The sequence below is a fragment of the uncultured Senegalimassilia sp. genome (assembly GCF_934636665.1).
Classification (GTDB): domain Bacteria; phylum Actinomycetota; class Coriobacteriia; order Coriobacteriales; family Eggerthellaceae; genus Senegalimassilia.
In genome coordinates this window covers 25,178-39,900 of sequence record NZ_CAKUAT010000008.1, presented here as the reverse complement: position 1 = coordinate 39,900, position 14,723 = coordinate 25,178, and the positions used below count along the sequence as shown (strand labels likewise).

Here is a 14,723-nt window from a genome sequence, read left to right as displayed (position 1 = left end):
CGGCCATCTTGCTTCAGTTCGTCACATCCCCGCTTTGATCAAGGCTGATCGGCTCGCCCACATACGTGGACGGCACGCGGAACAGCGCCTTGAAGAAGTCCTTAGTGCGCGCGGGAATCTCCCGAATATCGTATTGCAGTTGTTTCTGATACTCGTGGTAGTCGCTGGGAACGCCCTCGGCTTGCATCCCCAGGCTTTTCGCGGACCACAACGCGCGATACAGGTGATACGTTTGTGTGGCAACCACGATGCGCTCGCACCCGAACACGTATTTCGCCCGGTACATGCTCTCGTACGTGGAGAAGCCCGCATGATCGCAGAAGATATCCTGACTGGGCACGCCTTGCGCGATAGCGTATTGCTTCATCGCCTTCACTTCGTTGTACGAAGCGGTGCCGTTGTCGCCGCTCATGATGATCTTCGGCGCCACTCCCGCAAAGTACAGCGCGATGCCATCATCCAGGCGATCGGCCAGAATACCCGAAGGCGTTCCGTCCGGCAACACCGATGCCCCGAGCACCACGATGGCATCGGCGTTGCCGATACTGGCCTTCTCGGGGGTGACGATGGACCCTTTCGAGCCCACGATGGTCACCACGTTCGTAATGGCGAACACCGCCACCACGGCAAATACCGCCGCCAGCACCATATCCAGCACCCGCCTCAGGCATCCCTTATGTTTCTTCGCGCTACTCATAGGAAACAGACAATAGCAAACGCCGAAACCTCACGGCAAGCGTTTCGCCGGAACGGCGCAACAACGCCACCGAAACCCAACCCCGAAAACAAAACGACCCGGAGCATCCTCCGGGTCGCTTCGACTGCAATGTCAGCGTTTTTACTTCGCCACGATGTTCACCAGACGACCGGGCACCACAACGACCTTCTTCAGGTCCTTGCCTGCCACGGCGTCTTGCACGGCCTCGAGCGCCACAGCCTTCACGGATTCCTGATCGGCATCCGCGGCAACCGTGATACGGGCCTTCACCTTGCCGTTGATCTGCACGGCAAGCTCGACCTCGTCGTCCTTGGCCTTCTCGGGGTCGAACTCGGGCCATTCCTGCGTATGGATGGAGCCCTCGCAACCCAACGCATCATGCCACAGCTCGTCGGTCATATGCGGGCAGATGGGTGCCAGCAGCCTTACCAGCACATTGGCGACCTCGGTCGCAAGCGCCTGCTCGTCAGCGGATGCGGCGCGCTGCTCCGGGCCGACCTTGCGCAGGTAATCGCCGATGGCGTTCACCAGCTCCATGATGGCGGCGATGGCGGTGTTGAAGTTGTTGCGATCGAAATCGTCCACAACCTTACCGGCGACGCGATGACGCTCGCGCAGCAGCACCTTACGAGCCGCTGCCGCCTCGGCATCGGATGCGCCCGGCTGGTACAGCGTATCCTCGTCGGCCTTGCCCACCAGGTCGTGCACCATGCGCCACACGCGGTTGAGGAACTTGTGCATGCCGGCCAGGCCGTCCTCGTTCCACTGCAGCTCCTTATCAGGCGGAGCCATGAACAGGATGTAGGCGCGCACGGCGTCGCAGCCGTAGCCCGCGATCATCTCCTCGGGGGAGATGACGTTGCCCTTGGACTTGCTCATGACGTCGCCGTGCTCGTCAAGCACCATGCCCTGGCACAGCAGGTTCTTGAACGGCTCGTCGAAGTCCAGCATGCCCAGATCGCGCAGCACCTTTGTGAAGAAGCGGCTGTACAGCAGGTGCAGGATGGCGTGCTCGATGCCGCCGATGTACTGGTCGACCGGCATCCAGCGGTTGGTTTTCGCGCTGTCGAAGGGCAGCTCGGTGTTGTGCGGGTCGGTGTAGCGCAAGTAATACCAGCTCGAGCACGTGAACGTGTCCATGGTATCGGTCTCACGGCGAGCCTCGCCGCCGCACTTCGGGCACGTGCACTTCGCGAAGCCCTCGTGCGTTGCCAAGGTCTCGCCGGCGGAAAGGTCGATGTCCTCGGGCAGGCGCACCGGCAGGTCTTCTTCCGGCACCGGCACCAGGCCGCACTTATCGCAGTAGATCATCGGGATGGGGTTGCCCCAATAGCGCTGGCGGGAGATCAGCCAGTCGCGCAGGCGGAACTCCACCTTGCGCTTGCCGCGGCCCGCGGCCTCCAGATCGGCAACGATGGCCTCCTCGCCCTCGGAATGCTTGCCGCCCGTAAGGCCGGTGTACTTGCCGGACTGCACCAGTCGACCCTCGGCCTCCATGGCGCTATCCCAATCGACGCTGGTGACCACACGGCCCTGTTCGTCTTTGAGCTGCTCGAACAGCGGGTCGTCGTCACCCAAGATGATGGGGATGATGGGCAGGTCGTATTTCTTGGCGAACTCGAAGTCGCGCTGGTCGCCGCACGGCACAGCCATAACCGCGCCGGTGCCGTAATCGGCCACGATGTAGTCGGCAACCCACACGGGCACCTTCTCGCCGTTGATGGGGTTCACCACATAACGGCCGGTGAACGCACCGTGCTTCTCCTTGTTGCCCTGCGCACGCTCGACGGCGGTGATCTTCTTCGCGTCCTCGACCACCTGCATGACCGCGGCCTCATACTCCGTGCCCTCGACCAGGCCCTTCAGGATGGGGCTTTCCGGGGCAAGCAGGAAGAAGCTGCAGCCGAACAGGGTGTCGGCACGCGTGGTGAACACGGTGATCAGGTCGTCTTCCGTGGGATTCTCGGGTGCGTTGCCCTGCTTGTCGCACAGCGTGAACTTCACCTCGGCGCCCTCGGAGCGGCCGATCCAGTTCGCCTGCATCTGCTTGACGCGCTCCGGCCAGCCGTCCAGCTGATCCAGGTCGTCCAGAAGCTCCTGCGCGTAATCGGTGATCTTGAGATACCACTGCGTCAGGTCGCGCTTCTCGACGGCGCTGTGGCAACGCCAGCACTCGCCCTCGGTGACCTGCTCGTTGGCGAGCACGGTCTGGCACTTCGGGCACCAGTTCACCGGAGAGTTGCGACGCTCCACCAGGCCGCGCTTCCAGAACTGCAGGAAGATCCACTGGCCCCAGCGGTAGTACTCGGGGTCGCACGCCACGACGGTACGGTCCCAGTCATAGGAAAGGCCCATGCGCTTGAAGCTGGCCTTCTGGGTTTCGATGTTGGCATAGGTCCACTTCGCCGGATGGCTGTGATGCTTGATGGCCGCGTTCTCAGCCGGCAGGCCGAACGCGTCCCAACCCATGGGATGCAGCACGTCGAAGCCACGCATCTTGGAATAGCGGGCGATGACGTCGCCGATCGTGTAGTTGCGCACATGGCCCATATGGATGTCGCCCGACGGGTACGGGAACATCTCGAGCACGTACTTCTTGGGCTTGGCGTGATCTTCCGTGACCTTGTACAGGTCGGCATCTTCCCAAGCCTTCTGCCAACGAGGTTCGATCTCGTGAGGGTTGTACTGTTTCATCGTCCATCTTCCTTGGCTGACGCGGTAATACACATAGGGTTCATTGTAGCAGCCCCGCGTTTTCACGAGGGGAAAAAGCGGCAACATCCCAGGCAAGGAAAGCCGAGCGGACTCCTGGGGAAACCTCGTCCGGCTTTCGTGCCGGCATTGCGGGTTCGATGCCGGAAAACGACAAGCCGCCCAGGCAGCCCGACCCGCTTGCGGCGCGCAGTCAAGGTTTACCCCTGACTGCGCGAACCGCAGCGGAACGGCGCGCCTGAGCGGCCTGTGTGCTTTACGCTGTTCGCCGAATTCGGCTCGACGAGGCCTTGATTAACGCTTGATGTTGTAGAAAGCGTTCTTGCCAGCGTACTGAGCCTGGGAGTCGAGCTCCTCCTCGATACGCAGCAGCTGGTTGTACTTGGCAACGCGGTCGCTACGGCACGGAGCGCCGGTCTTGATCTGGCCGGTGTTCAGAGCCACGGACAGGTCGGCGATGGTGGTGTCCTCGGTCTCGCCGGAGCGGTGGCTCATAACGCATGCGTAACCCGCCTGCTTGGCCATCTCGATGGCATCCAGCGTCTCGGACAGGCTACCGATCTGGTTGACCTTGATGAGGATGGCGTTGGCGCAACCAAGCTCGATGCCCTTTGCCAGGCGCTTGGAGTTCGTGACGAACAGGTCGTCGCCCACCAGCTGCACCTTGTCGCCGATGCGGTCGGTCAGCTGCTTCCAGCCGTCCCAGTCCTCCTCGGCCATGCCGTCCTCGATGGAGATGATCGGGTACTTCTCGACCAGCGCGGCCCAGTAGTCCACCATCTCGGCGCTGGTCAGTTCGCGACCCTCGCCCTTCAGCTCGTACTTGCCGGTTTCAGCGTTGTAGAACTCGGTGGAAGCCGGGTCCATGGCGAACATGATGTCGTCGCCGGGCTTGTAGCCTGCCGCCTCGCAAGCCTTCACGATGTACTGCAGGGGCTCTTCGTTGGTGGTGAAGTTGGGAGCGAAGCCGCCCTCGTCGCCGACGCCACCGCCCAGGCCGGCCTCGTGCAGAACCTTCTTCAGGGTGTGGTAGATCTCGGCGCACCAGCGCAGCGCCTCGGCGAACGACTCGGCGCCCACCGGCATGATCATGAACTCCTGGAAGTCGACGTTGTTGTCGGCATGCACGCCGCCGTTGAGGATGTTCATCATGGGCGTGGGCAGGATATGGCCGTTCACGCCGCCCACGTACTTGTACAGCGGAAGACCGGCGGACTCGGCAGCGGCCTTGGCGCAGGCCAGGGACACGCCCAGGATGGCGTTAGCGCCCAGAGCGCCCTTGTTGTCCGTGCCGTCCAGCTCCAGCATCACGTCGTCGATAGCGCGCTGATCGTCGGCTTCGAAACCGACGAGCGCGTCGGCGATCTCATCGTTCACATGGCCAACGGCATCCAGGGTGCCCTTGCCCAGATAGCGCTCCTTATCGCAGTCGCGCAGCTCAACGGCCTCGAACGCGCCCGTGGACGCACCGGAGGGAACGGCCGCACGACCGAAGGAACCATCCTCCAACACAACTTCCACCTCGACCGTGGGGTTGCCGCGAGAGTCCAGGATTTCACGCCCGAACACATCGATGATGACGCTCATTGAATGCCTCCTCGTAGGATGTTTCCTTTTGCGCCCGGCGCCTTGCACCAGGCCATACGGGCAAATGATACCATGCCCGCCCCGACATGTGCGAACCAGCAGGCGGACGGCGAAATGCGCCTGTGCGCGGAGGCGATCGCTAGGGAATGGCGATAGCGGCGGCGTTCGCTGTGGCCGAATGCGCGCCTATGCACGGAAGCGATTACTAGAAGAACGCCGCTACGGCTAGAGCAGAAACGCTATTGCGGCAAGAAGGCCTAAACCGCAGGTCAGCGCGGCAACGGACGGCATCGTCATGCGATAGTCTCGTAGCGAGGTTCGCCGGCCGCCGCGCACGCCATAGCAGCGGGCATCCATGGCAACCGAAAGCTTGTCCGCCCTTCGGAACATTCCCACGAACAACGGGATGAAGACCGGAGGCCAAGCCGACAATCGTTGCCATAATCCACCTCGATGAAACGATGCGCCTCGTGAGAATTGAGCACCATGGATCGCGCAGAGCTCTTGAGCCATCAAGGGGATGAAGCGAATAGCCATGCAAAACACCATAGCGATATCATCTGCTGGCATGCGCAAAGCCCGCAACGGGAACACGAACGACCGCAGCGCATCGGTAAGCGCCGTAGACGTTGTGGTAAGCACGACGATGAAGCTGCCAAGGACGAGCAAGATCATCCTTGCTCCGTAAAAGCAACCCAGCACGAACCCCACCTGGTTATTGATCGATGCGAACAACACAGTGAGAGCCGCCATCATGTACACGGGGATTCCCATAGCCAGCATGCGGCCAAGCGGGACGCGGGCTGCCAAAGCCAGCACCAGGCATACACCGGCAAGCAGGCACTGTCCGACCCACGTTTCAACCCAGAAAACGGTTGCGGTATATGCGCACAGCAGCACAACCTTCACCCGAGCATCGCAGGTGTGCACGAAAGAATCGCCGTCGATATACGTGTTAATTCGTAATTGCATGCGTGAAGTATAGCGCAGCATGAGATTCAGGAAGAAGAACACTGCGCCCCTTAAGCCACAGCGCACAATGAACGCTTGCGAGAAAAAAGTTTTAGGTGTTTCTGCAAGCGAATCAATCCAAAAAAGAAAGGACCCCGAAGGGTCCTTTCTCAATAGCATGTGAGGGTAGCTTATTCAGCCTTCTCCTCAGCAGCCTCGACAGCCTCAGCAGCTTCCTCGGCCTTGGGCTCCTCGACAGCCTCGACCTTCTTCGGAGCAGCCTTCTTGGCAGCCGGCTTCTCAGCCTTCTTGGCCACCGGCTCGGTGACGAGCTCCATGATGACCATGGGAGCGTTGTCGCCCTTGCGGTTGCCCAGCTTCATGATGCGGGTGTAGCCACCCTGACGATCGGCGAACATGCCCTGCTCGACCTTCTCGAAGATCTCGCGGACCAGTTCCTTGTCGTTGCCCAGCGCAGCGATGGCCAGACGACGGCTATGCAGGTCGCCCTTCTTCGCCCAGGTGATGATCTTGTCGACATCGGGGCGGATTTCCTTAGCGCGGGACTCGATGGTCTTGATGCGGTCGTTGAGGAACAGCGCCTGCACCAGACTACGCTTCATGGCCTTGGTATGGGCAAAGTCGGTGCCCAGCTTGCGGCCCTTGTAGTTATGCCTCATGGTAGGTTTCTCCTATTGCTTCAAATTGAGGTCCATGGAAATGAGCTTGTCCTTCACTTCCTCAATGGACTTCGCACCAAAGTTCCTGATGTTCAGCAGGTCGTTCTCGGAGAACTCGACCAGCTGGCGCACCGAATGGATGCCGGCGCGCTTCAGGCAGTTGTACGAGCGGACGGACAGGTCCAGGTCCTCGATCTGCTTGTCCAGCTCGGCGTTCGACTCCTGACCCTCCGGAGCGAAGATGGACGGCACTTCGCCCTCTTCCTCTTCGGGGGTGCTGGTCAGGCTGAGGAACGCGCCCATGTACTGGTTGATGATGTTGGCAGCACGGGTGACCGCATCGATAGGCTCGATGGAGCCGTCCGTCTCAACCTCCAAAACCAACTTGTCGTAGTCGGTACGCTGGCCCACGCGGGTGTCGGTCACGTTCATCGTGCAACGGCGAACCGGGGAGAACAGCGAGTCGACATGGATGACGCCGATAGGATCCTCCGTGCGCTTGTTGCGCTCGGCGGAAACGTAACCGCGGCCCACGCCAATACGGACCGTCATGTCAAGCTGGCCGCCGTCGGCAACCGTGGCGATGACATGCTCGGGGTTGATCAGCGTGAACTCGGTGGGAACCTGCAGGTCCGCACCGGTCACAACGCAGGGGCCCTCGGCAGAAACATGAGCCGTGGCCTCTTCCACGTCGTCATTGAGAGCCGAGAAGACCAGGCCCTTGACGTTCAGGACGATATCGGTGATATCCTCGATGACGCCTTCAGCCGTGGTGAACTCGTGCTGCACACCGTCGATTTGGATGGCCGTCGCCTTGGCGCCGTCGAGAGACGACAGCAGAACGCGACGCATGCTGTTACCCAGCGTATAGCCGTAGCCACGCTCCAGCGGTTCCACGATGAAACGCGCAACAGTATCGTTGACTTCTTCCGTTGTTACCGTCGGCCTCATGAACTCTGTCATGTTGGGTAAGCCTCCTTACTAGCGCGATTACTTGGAGTAGAGCTCGACGATGAGCTGTTCGCGGATGTCGAGATCGATCTGATCGCGGGTCGGAAGAGCCAGAACGCTGCCCTGCAGCTTCTCGATGTCAACCTCAAGCCAAGCCGGAACCTGGAAACGGGCGTTGGAGACCAGAGCGCTCTTGATGACCAGCAGTTCCTTGGACTTGTCGGCAACAGCAATCTTGTCGCCGGCCTTGACGCGGTAGGACGGGATGTCCACGCGACGGCCGTTGACGGTGATGTGGCCGTGGGTCACGATCTGACGAGCTTCCTTGCGGGTGCGGGCAAAGCCCAGACGGAAGATCACGCTGTCCAGACGGGACTCCAGGATGATCATGAGGTTGTCACCCGTGATGCCCGGCATGGACTTGGCCTTGTTGAAGTAGCCATGGAACTGCTTCTCCAGCACGCCGTAGATGAACTTGACCTTCTGCTTCTCGCGAAGCTGCATCGCGTACTCGGATTCCTTACGACGACGCTTGGGCTCGCGCTTGGAAGTCTTGGAGCTGCTGTAACCCAGCACGACGGGATCCAGGCCCAGCTGGCGGCAGCGCTTAAGAACCGGAGTTCTATTGATAGCCATAGTAAATAGATCCTTTCAGTTACACGCGACGACGCTTCTTGGGGCGGCAGCCGTTGTGCGGAATGGGGGTGCAGTCCTGAATGCTGGCGACTTCCAGACCGGTAGCCTGCAGCGAACGGATAGCCGTCTCGCGACCAGAGCCGGGGCCCTTCACGTACACGGCGACCTTCTTCAGGCCGTGCTCCATAGCCGTCTTGGCAGCAGCCTCAGCAGCCATCTGCGCGGCAAACGGCGTGGACTTACGGGAACCCTTGAAGCCGACGGTACCGGCGGACTGCCAAGAGATCACGTTGCCCTGAGGATCGGTGATGCTGACGATGGTGTTGTTGAACGTAGACTTGATATGCGCAGCGCCAACGGCAATGTTCTTGCGCTCGGAGCGCTTGATGCGCGTGCGCACGTTTTTCTTAGTTGCCACTTCTTAGCTCCCTTACTTACTTCTTCTTGCCGCCGATTTGCTTGCGGGGACCCTTGCGGGTACGGGCATTCGTGTGGGTGCGCTGACCGCGAACGGGCAGGCCCTTGCGATGACGCAGGCCACGGTAGCAGCCGATTTCCATAAGGCGCTTGATGTTCTGAGACACCTCGCGGTGCAGGTCGCCCTCCACCTTGATGTTGTTCTGGATGTAGTCACGCAGCTTGACGAGATCCTCTTCGGTGAGGTCGTTCGTGCGCGTGTCCGGATTGATGCCCGTCTCAGCCAAGATCTTCTTGGACGTGGTCAGGCCAATGCCGTAGATGTAGGTCAAGCCGACTTCAATGCGCTTGTCGCGAGGAAGGTCGACACCAACAAGACGTGCCATAGGTTTATCTCCTCTTTCTTCCTAGCCTTGACGCTGCTTATGACGGGGGTTCTCGCAGATAACGAGGACCTTGCCATGGCGTCGAATGATCTTGCACTTGTCGCACATTTTCTTGACCGAAGGACGTACCTTCATTTCAATTTCCTTTCGGTTAATGCGGTCCTATATGTACACACCCAGCCGCAGGTGATTATTCTCGGGGACACTGGCGCGCCGGCTTGCGCGCGGGCTGAGACTACTTGAAACGGTACGTGATGCGCCCGCGGTTCAAGTCGTAGACGGACAGCTCGACCGTCACCTTGTCGCCGGGCAAGATCTTGATGTAATGCATACGCATCTTGCCGGAAATGTGGGCCAGGATTTGGTGGCCGTTTTCCAGCTCCACCTTGAACATGGCATTCGGCAGGGCTTCCAGAACCTTACCACCCAGTTCGATAACATCTTGCTTGGTCAACGGTGCTCCTTCAAACTAATTTCGTCTTTTCGCAGCAATCCGGAATGATACCAAACTTATTGAGTTGTGTGGGGAAAATACACAAAGCGCACAAGACCAGAGGAGCTCGTGGCTTTTCGATACCTGCATGTCAGGCGTGCGGTCTAGATGCCGCGCAGCCTTCGCCGCTTAGATTGGGCGAGGCCGCCAGGTATTCGCGCAGTGCGCAGCCGCCTTGTCGGCTTAACGCGTGAGAATGATTAAGATGAGATTCGCGTTTAGATTCTTACAACTATACCCTTTCAACGCGATGCGTCAAGAGCGTTGCAAGAGAAATCACGCGTTCCGAATGTTCTCGGGCAATAAAAAACCTCCCGATCGGGAGGCTGAAACGTTAAATGGCTGGGCCACTAGGATTCGAACCTAGGTAGCTGGTACCAAAAACCAGAGTCCTGCCGTTGGACGATGGCCCAGTGCATTCAAACCGCCATGGCGGCCCTGCGCAAGAAGTGGTGGGCCCTGTGGGGATCGAACCCACGACCTTGGGATTAAAAGTCCCCTGCTCTACCGACTGAGCTAAAGGCCCACTTCGCATATGCGCGGCTATCCATTTTACCGGTGCCCTATGGAACGGTCAACGGGAAAATGGGGAATTCATCTTGCCGCCGCAATTGCGACCTTCGAGCCTTACAATGCGTTGCAACGCTATCTTTCGCGAAGGACGCAACTATGACGCTTCAACAGCTTCGTTACCTTATCGCCATTGCCGAATACGGGTCGATCAACGCCGCCGCGCAGAACCTTTATGCGTCGCAGTCGAACCTGTCTACTGCCATCAAGGAGCTAGAGCAGGAGCTCGGCATCTCCATCTTCACGCGCAGCAACCGCGGCGTGACGCTGACCAACGACGGCACCGAGCTGCTCGGCTACGCACGCCAGGTCATCGAGCAGGCGAACATGCTGGAATCGCGCTACGCCAACAAGGAAAAGCCCCAGGCGCGCCTGGCGGTTTCCACCCAGCACTACGCCTTCAGCGTGGAGGCCTTCGTGAACGTGGTCGAGCAATGCGAAGGGGATTTCTTCGATTTCATCCTTCGGGAAACCACCACCGCCGAGATTATCGACGATGTGCGGTCGTTCCGCAGCGAAGTGGGCATATTGTACCTGGACGCGTTCAACCAGCGCGTCATGCAGAAGGCCTTTGACGACGCCGACGTGTCGTTCTACCCGCTGTTCGACGCAGGCGTGCACGTGTTCGTGGGAGAGAACCACCCGCTGGCCGGGCGCGATATCATCAAGCCCGAAGAGCTGACCGGGTGGCCCCGCTACAGCTTCGAGCAGGGCACCGCGAACTCGTTCTATTACTCCGAGGAGCCGCTCAGCTACGTTGAACACTCGCGCAACATCCGCATTTCCGACCGCGGCACGCTTTCCAACCTACTGACCAGCTATAACGGCTACACGCTTTCCACGGGCGTGCTTTCGAGCGAAATGCATACGGGCATCGTGAGCATCCCCCTTGACACCGACGAGCGCATGACCGTGGGATACATCATGCACAACGAACGCAAGCCCTCCGAGCTTCTGGACCGTTACATCGAGGAGCTGCATCGCATCATCGGGGAAAGCGAGGGCGTGACCGCTCGATAGCGGCCCCGCGAGAGCTTCGCCCCGCACACAACACCGCAACCAGAGCCGGGCAGCTGGTTCTCGCGGCAATGGAATCGGCGATCAAACCGAGAGGCTCACACCGACGCAATCGGCGCAACTCCCAGAGACATCCCGTCAGATTGATTGGGCAAGAGACCGATTCAAGCAAATTAAGAAGCATCGGCTTGCACCGATGCTTCTTAATTTGATGCACATCACACCCTAGAAACCGCCGATGCCCCTGAATGCGACGCGCATTTTGCCCTTGTAGCCGCATTTCCATCCCGCAAACCAAGACGCCCCCGCTTCCGCACCGGGAAACGGGGGCGATTCGAAGCCTTTGCAAGGCTTGACGTTTAGCTAGACGGCAAGTTTAGCGCATGTTGGACGCGTAAGGAGCCTTGTCCTTCAGCACGACGTCGTGCGCGCCGCCCTCGACGATGGAGGTGGAGCTGATGACGGTGAGCTTGGCCTTGTCCTGGAACTCGGGGATGGTGAGCGCGCCGCAGTTGCACATGGTGGACTTGATCTTCAGCAGCGTGACCGCGATGTTGTCCTTAAGCGGGCCGGCGTAGGGCACGTAGGAGTCGACGCCCTCCTCGAACGACAGGCTCTTCTTGCCGCCCAGGTCGTAACGGCCCCAGTTGCGGGCACGGGCAGAACCCTCGCCCCAGTATTCCTTCATGTAGGTGCCGTTGACCATGACCTTGGCCGACGGGGACTCGTCGAAGCGAGCGAAGTAACGGCCCAGCATGACGAAGTCGGCGCCCATGGCCAGCGCCAGGGAGATGTGATGGTCGTAGACGATGCCGCCGTCGGAGCAGATGGGCACGTAGATGCCGGTCTCCTTGAAATACTCGTCGCGAGCCTTGGCCACCTCGATGGTTGCCGTGGCCTGACCGCGGCCGATGCCCTTGGTCTCGCGGGTGATGCAGATGGAACCGCCGCCGATGCCGATCTTCACGAAGTCGGCGCCAGCCTCTGCCAGGAAGCGGAAGCCCTCACCGTCGACCACGTTGCCGGCGCCGATCTTGACGGAATCGCCGTAGTGCTTGCGCACCCACTCGATGGTCATCTTCTGCCAGTCGGAATAACCCTCGGAGCTGTCGATGCACAGCACGTCGGCGCCTGCCTCGACCAGCGCGGGAACGCGCTCGGCGTAGTCGCGGGAGTTGATACCCGCGCCCACGATGTAGCGCTTGTGGCTGTCGAGCATCTCGTTGGGGTTGGACTTGTGGCTGTCGTAGTCCTTGCGGAACACCATGTAGACCAGCTTGCCCTCGGCATCCACCAGCGGCAGGGAGTTCAGCTTGTGATCCCAGATGATATCGTTGGCGACCTTGAGGGAGGTGTCATCGGAAGCGGTGACCAGCTTCTCGAGCGGGGTCATGAACTCGGAGACCTTCTCCTCGCCGGTCATGCGGGACAGGCGGTAGTCGCGCTCGGTGACCACGCCAAGCAGCTTGCCATGGGCAGAGCCGTCGTCGGTGACGGGCATGGTGGAGTGGCCCGTCTGCTCCTTCAGGGCCACAACCTGGTTGAGCGTCATGTCGGGGGAAAGGTTGGCGTCGGACTCGACGAAGCCGGCCTTGTAGTTCTTCACACGGGCGACCATGGCGGCTTCCTGCTCGATGGTCTGGTTGCCGTAGATGAAGCTCAGACCGCCCTCGGTTGCCAGGGCGACGGCCATGTTGTCGTCGGACACGGCGGCCATGATGGCGCTTACCATGGGGATGTTGAGCGAAAGCGGGCACTCTTCCTGGCCCTTGCGGTACTTGACCAACGGGGTTTTCAGGCTCACCGACGCCGGAACGCACGTAGCAGGCGTATGACCAGGTACCAGAAGATACTCGTTGAACGTACGTGACGGCTCGTCGTAATAATAAGCCATGGGAGACGGCTCCTTCTCTCGCAACGGGATTTTCGTTGCTAGCCATTATAGTCACGCCAACGGCCCGATTGCGAGGGCAGGCCGGCAAATAGCCGAGAATGTGGAGAAACGCACGAAGGAAAGCGCCTTCGGGCAACGAAAAAGGCCGCCGGCTCCCCGGCGGCCCTAGCAGGGCGCGATATGCGATTTCGAGGCCTTATCAGCCCAACCCCGCCCATTTGGCGATGATGGGAGCGTAACCCATGGCGAACACGATGAGCATGCCCACGGGGATGACGTAGGTCACGTAGCCGCGCGCCCATCGCGGGAACTTCAGGCCGCTGCCCGTGTCGGCCTCCGCCAAAAAGCCTTCCCAGCCCCAGCCGCTTTTGCGCGTGCAGAACAGCACCAGCAGCAAGCCGCCCCACGGCAGGATGTTGTTCGACACCAGAAAGTCCTCGATGGCCTGGATATCGCCGATGCCCGGGACCGTGAAGCCCGCCAGCACGTTGAAGCCCAGGACGCACGGCATGCTGAGCACGGCCAGCAGCACACCGTTGACCAGGCACGCCTTCTTACGCGGCGTTCCCCACTGGTCCATGGTGAAGCTCATGATGTTCTCGAACACGGCGATGACGGTGGACAGCGCGGCGAACGTCATGAACACGAAGAACAGCACGGCCCACAGCTGGCCGAACGGCATCTCGTTGAACACGCTGGGCAGCGTGATGAACACCAGGCCCGGGCCCGAGCCGGGCTCCACGCCGAACGCGAAGCACGACGGGAAGATGACCAGGCCCGCCATCAGCGCCACGAGCGTATCGAGGCCCGCCACGCGCACCGCCTCGCCCGTAAGCGTATGGTCCTTGCCGATATAGCTGCCGAAGATGGACATGCCGCCCATGCCCACCGAAACGGTGAAGAAAGCCTGACCCATGGCCGCGTACACGGCATCGCCGAAGGTTGCCAGCTGCTCGGCAAGCGTGGCGCCGGCGAACATCTTGCTGAAGTCGGGCATCAGGTAGAAGCGCAGGCCCTCTGCCGCGCCCGGCAGCGTAACCGCACGCACGCACAGGGCCACGAGCACCACGAACAGCGCCATCATCATGACCTTCGTCACGCGCTCCACGCCCTTCTGCACGCCGGCGCGCGTGACGCCCACGCCCACGCCCACGATGATGAGCATGTACACGGCAAGCTGCACCGGGTCTGCCAGCAAGCCGTTGAAGACGTCCGCCACCTGGGAGCTTTCAAGACCCACGAACTCACCGGAGGCGCTTTTCACCACGAAGGCGAGCATCCAGCCGCCCACGGTGGTGTAGAACATCATGAGCAGGTAGTTGCCGGCCAGGGCCAGCCACTTGAACGCATGCCATTTCGTTCCCGCCGGCTCAAGCACGTCGTAGCTGCGCGCGATAGAGCGCTGGCTTGCGCGGCCGGCGGCGAACTCCATGATGAGCGCCGGAAGCGCGAAGATGGCCAGAAACGCCAGGTACATGATCACAAACGCCGCGCCGCCGTACTCGCCCGTGATATAGGGGAAGCGCCACACGTTGCCCAGGCCGATGGCGCAACCCGCGCTCACCAGGATGAACCCGAGGCGGGTTCCGAACTTCTCGCGTTCCATTCGTCCTCCAAACCGCGCGCCGTGGCGCGCGTAACGCAAAAAACGCCCGGCGTAGCGATACGCCGGGCGCTCACAATCAACCCTTGCAGTGTAGCGGAAAGCGGG

14 protein-coding genes and 2 tRNA genes are annotated in these 14,723 nt (G+C 60.6%); 1 reads left to right on the top strand and 15 read right to left on the bottom strand.

Annotated elements, in window-relative coordinates:
• Window positions 1–13 precede the first annotated feature (13 nt).
• From Q0G75_RS04555 to Q0G75_RS04495, 13 genes are all read right to left on the bottom strand, one after another.
• A complete protein-coding gene (locus Q0G75_RS04555) occupies window positions 14–649 on the bottom strand; it encodes an ElyC/SanA/YdcF family protein (protein ID WP_294415727.1) in 636 nt (211 codons plus the stop codon).
• 189 nt (window positions 650–838) lie between these two features.
• Window positions 839–3,412, bottom strand: coding sequence for a leucine--tRNA ligase (gene leuS, locus Q0G75_RS04550; RefSeq protein WP_294415716.1), 2,574 nt, complete (start codon window positions 3,410–3,412; stop codon window positions 839–841).
• 312 nt (window positions 3,413–3,724) lie between these two features.
• Window positions 3,725–5,017, bottom strand: coding sequence for a phosphopyruvate hydratase (gene eno / locus Q0G75_RS04545; RefSeq protein ID WP_042436916.1), 1,293 nt, complete (start codon window positions 5,015–5,017; stop codon window positions 3,725–3,727).
• A 225-nt stretch (window positions 5,018–5,242) separates the two neighbouring features.
• Window positions 5,243–6,031: an energy-coupling factor transporter transmembrane protein EcfT gene (locus Q0G75_RS04540; RefSeq protein WP_294415718.1), complete on the bottom strand. Its 789-nt coding sequence runs from the start codon at window positions 6,029–6,031 to the stop codon at window positions 5,243–5,245.
• A 128-nt stretch (window positions 6,032–6,159) separates the two neighbouring features.
• On the bottom strand, window positions 6,160–6,648 hold the full coding sequence (gene rplQ / locus Q0G75_RS04535; protein ID WP_042436918.1) for a 50S ribosomal protein L17: 489 nt from the start codon (window positions 6,646–6,648) through the stop codon (window positions 6,160–6,162).
• A 12-nt stretch (window positions 6,649–6,660) separates the two neighbouring features.
• Entirely contained in the window at window positions 6,661–7,611 is a 951-nt protein-coding gene (locus Q0G75_RS04530) for a DNA-directed RNA polymerase subunit alpha (protein ID WP_042436921.1), read from the bottom strand.
• 27 nt (window positions 7,612–7,638) lie between these two features.
• On the bottom strand, window positions 7,639–8,235 hold the full coding sequence (rpsD, locus tag Q0G75_RS04525) for a 30S ribosomal protein S4 (RefSeq protein ID WP_042436924.1): 597 nt from the start codon (window positions 8,233–8,235) through the stop codon (window positions 7,639–7,641).
• Window positions 8,236–8,254: 19 nt separating this feature from the next.
• Window positions 8,255–8,653, bottom strand: coding sequence for a 30S ribosomal protein S11 (gene rpsK / locus Q0G75_RS04520; protein WP_042436927.1), 399 nt, complete (start codon window positions 8,651–8,653; stop codon window positions 8,255–8,257).
• 16 nt (window positions 8,654–8,669) lie between these two features.
• Window positions 8,670–9,038, bottom strand: a complete 369-nt coding sequence (rpsM, locus tag Q0G75_RS04515) for a 30S ribosomal protein S13 (protein WP_042436929.1) — start codon at window positions 9,036–9,038, stop codon at window positions 8,670–8,672.
• A 21-nt stretch (window positions 9,039–9,059) separates the two neighbouring features.
• Window positions 9,060–9,173 carry a 50S ribosomal protein L36 gene (gene rpmJ / locus Q0G75_RS04510; protein ID WP_006363204.1) on the bottom strand — a complete coding sequence of 38 codons (114 nt, stop codon included), beginning with the start codon at window positions 9,171–9,173 and terminating at the stop codon, window positions 9,060–9,062.
• Between the two features lie 100 nt (window positions 9,174–9,273).
• Complete coding sequence (gene infA, locus Q0G75_RS04505; RefSeq protein ID WP_042436934.1) at window positions 9,274–9,492, bottom strand: translation initiation factor IF-1; 219 nt, start codon at window positions 9,490–9,492, stop codon at window positions 9,274–9,276.
• A 378-nt stretch (window positions 9,493–9,870) separates the two neighbouring features.
• Window positions 9,871–9,944: transfer RNA gene (locus Q0G75_RS04500), tRNA-Gln, on the bottom strand.
• 37 nt (window positions 9,945–9,981) lie between these two features.
• Window positions 9,982–10,057: transfer RNA gene (locus tag Q0G75_RS04495), tRNA-Lys, on the bottom strand.
• A gap of 143 nt (window positions 10,058–10,200) precedes the next feature.
• Here Q0G75_RS04495 and Q0G75_RS04490 point away from each other — a divergent pair.
• The gene (locus tag Q0G75_RS04490; protein WP_294415720.1) at window positions 10,201–11,121 is read left to right on the top strand and encodes a LysR family transcriptional regulator; all 921 of its coding nucleotides are present in this window, start codon (window positions 10,201–10,203) and stop codon (window positions 11,119–11,121) included.
• 373 nt (window positions 11,122–11,494) lie between these two features.
• On the opposite strand, the gene Q0G75_RS04485 is transcribed toward Q0G75_RS04490, so the two are convergent.
• Window positions 11,495–13,012, bottom strand: coding sequence for an IMP dehydrogenase (locus Q0G75_RS04485; RefSeq protein WP_294417742.1), 1,518 nt, complete (start codon window positions 13,010–13,012; stop codon window positions 11,495–11,497).
• A 199-nt stretch (window positions 13,013–13,211) separates the two neighbouring features.
• The gene (locus tag Q0G75_RS04480; RefSeq protein WP_294417015.1) at window positions 13,212–14,618 is read right to left on the bottom strand and encodes a sodium-dependent transporter; all 1,407 of its coding nucleotides are present in this window, start codon (window positions 14,616–14,618) and stop codon (window positions 13,212–13,214) included.
• Window positions 14,619–14,723: the final 105 nt, after the last annotated feature.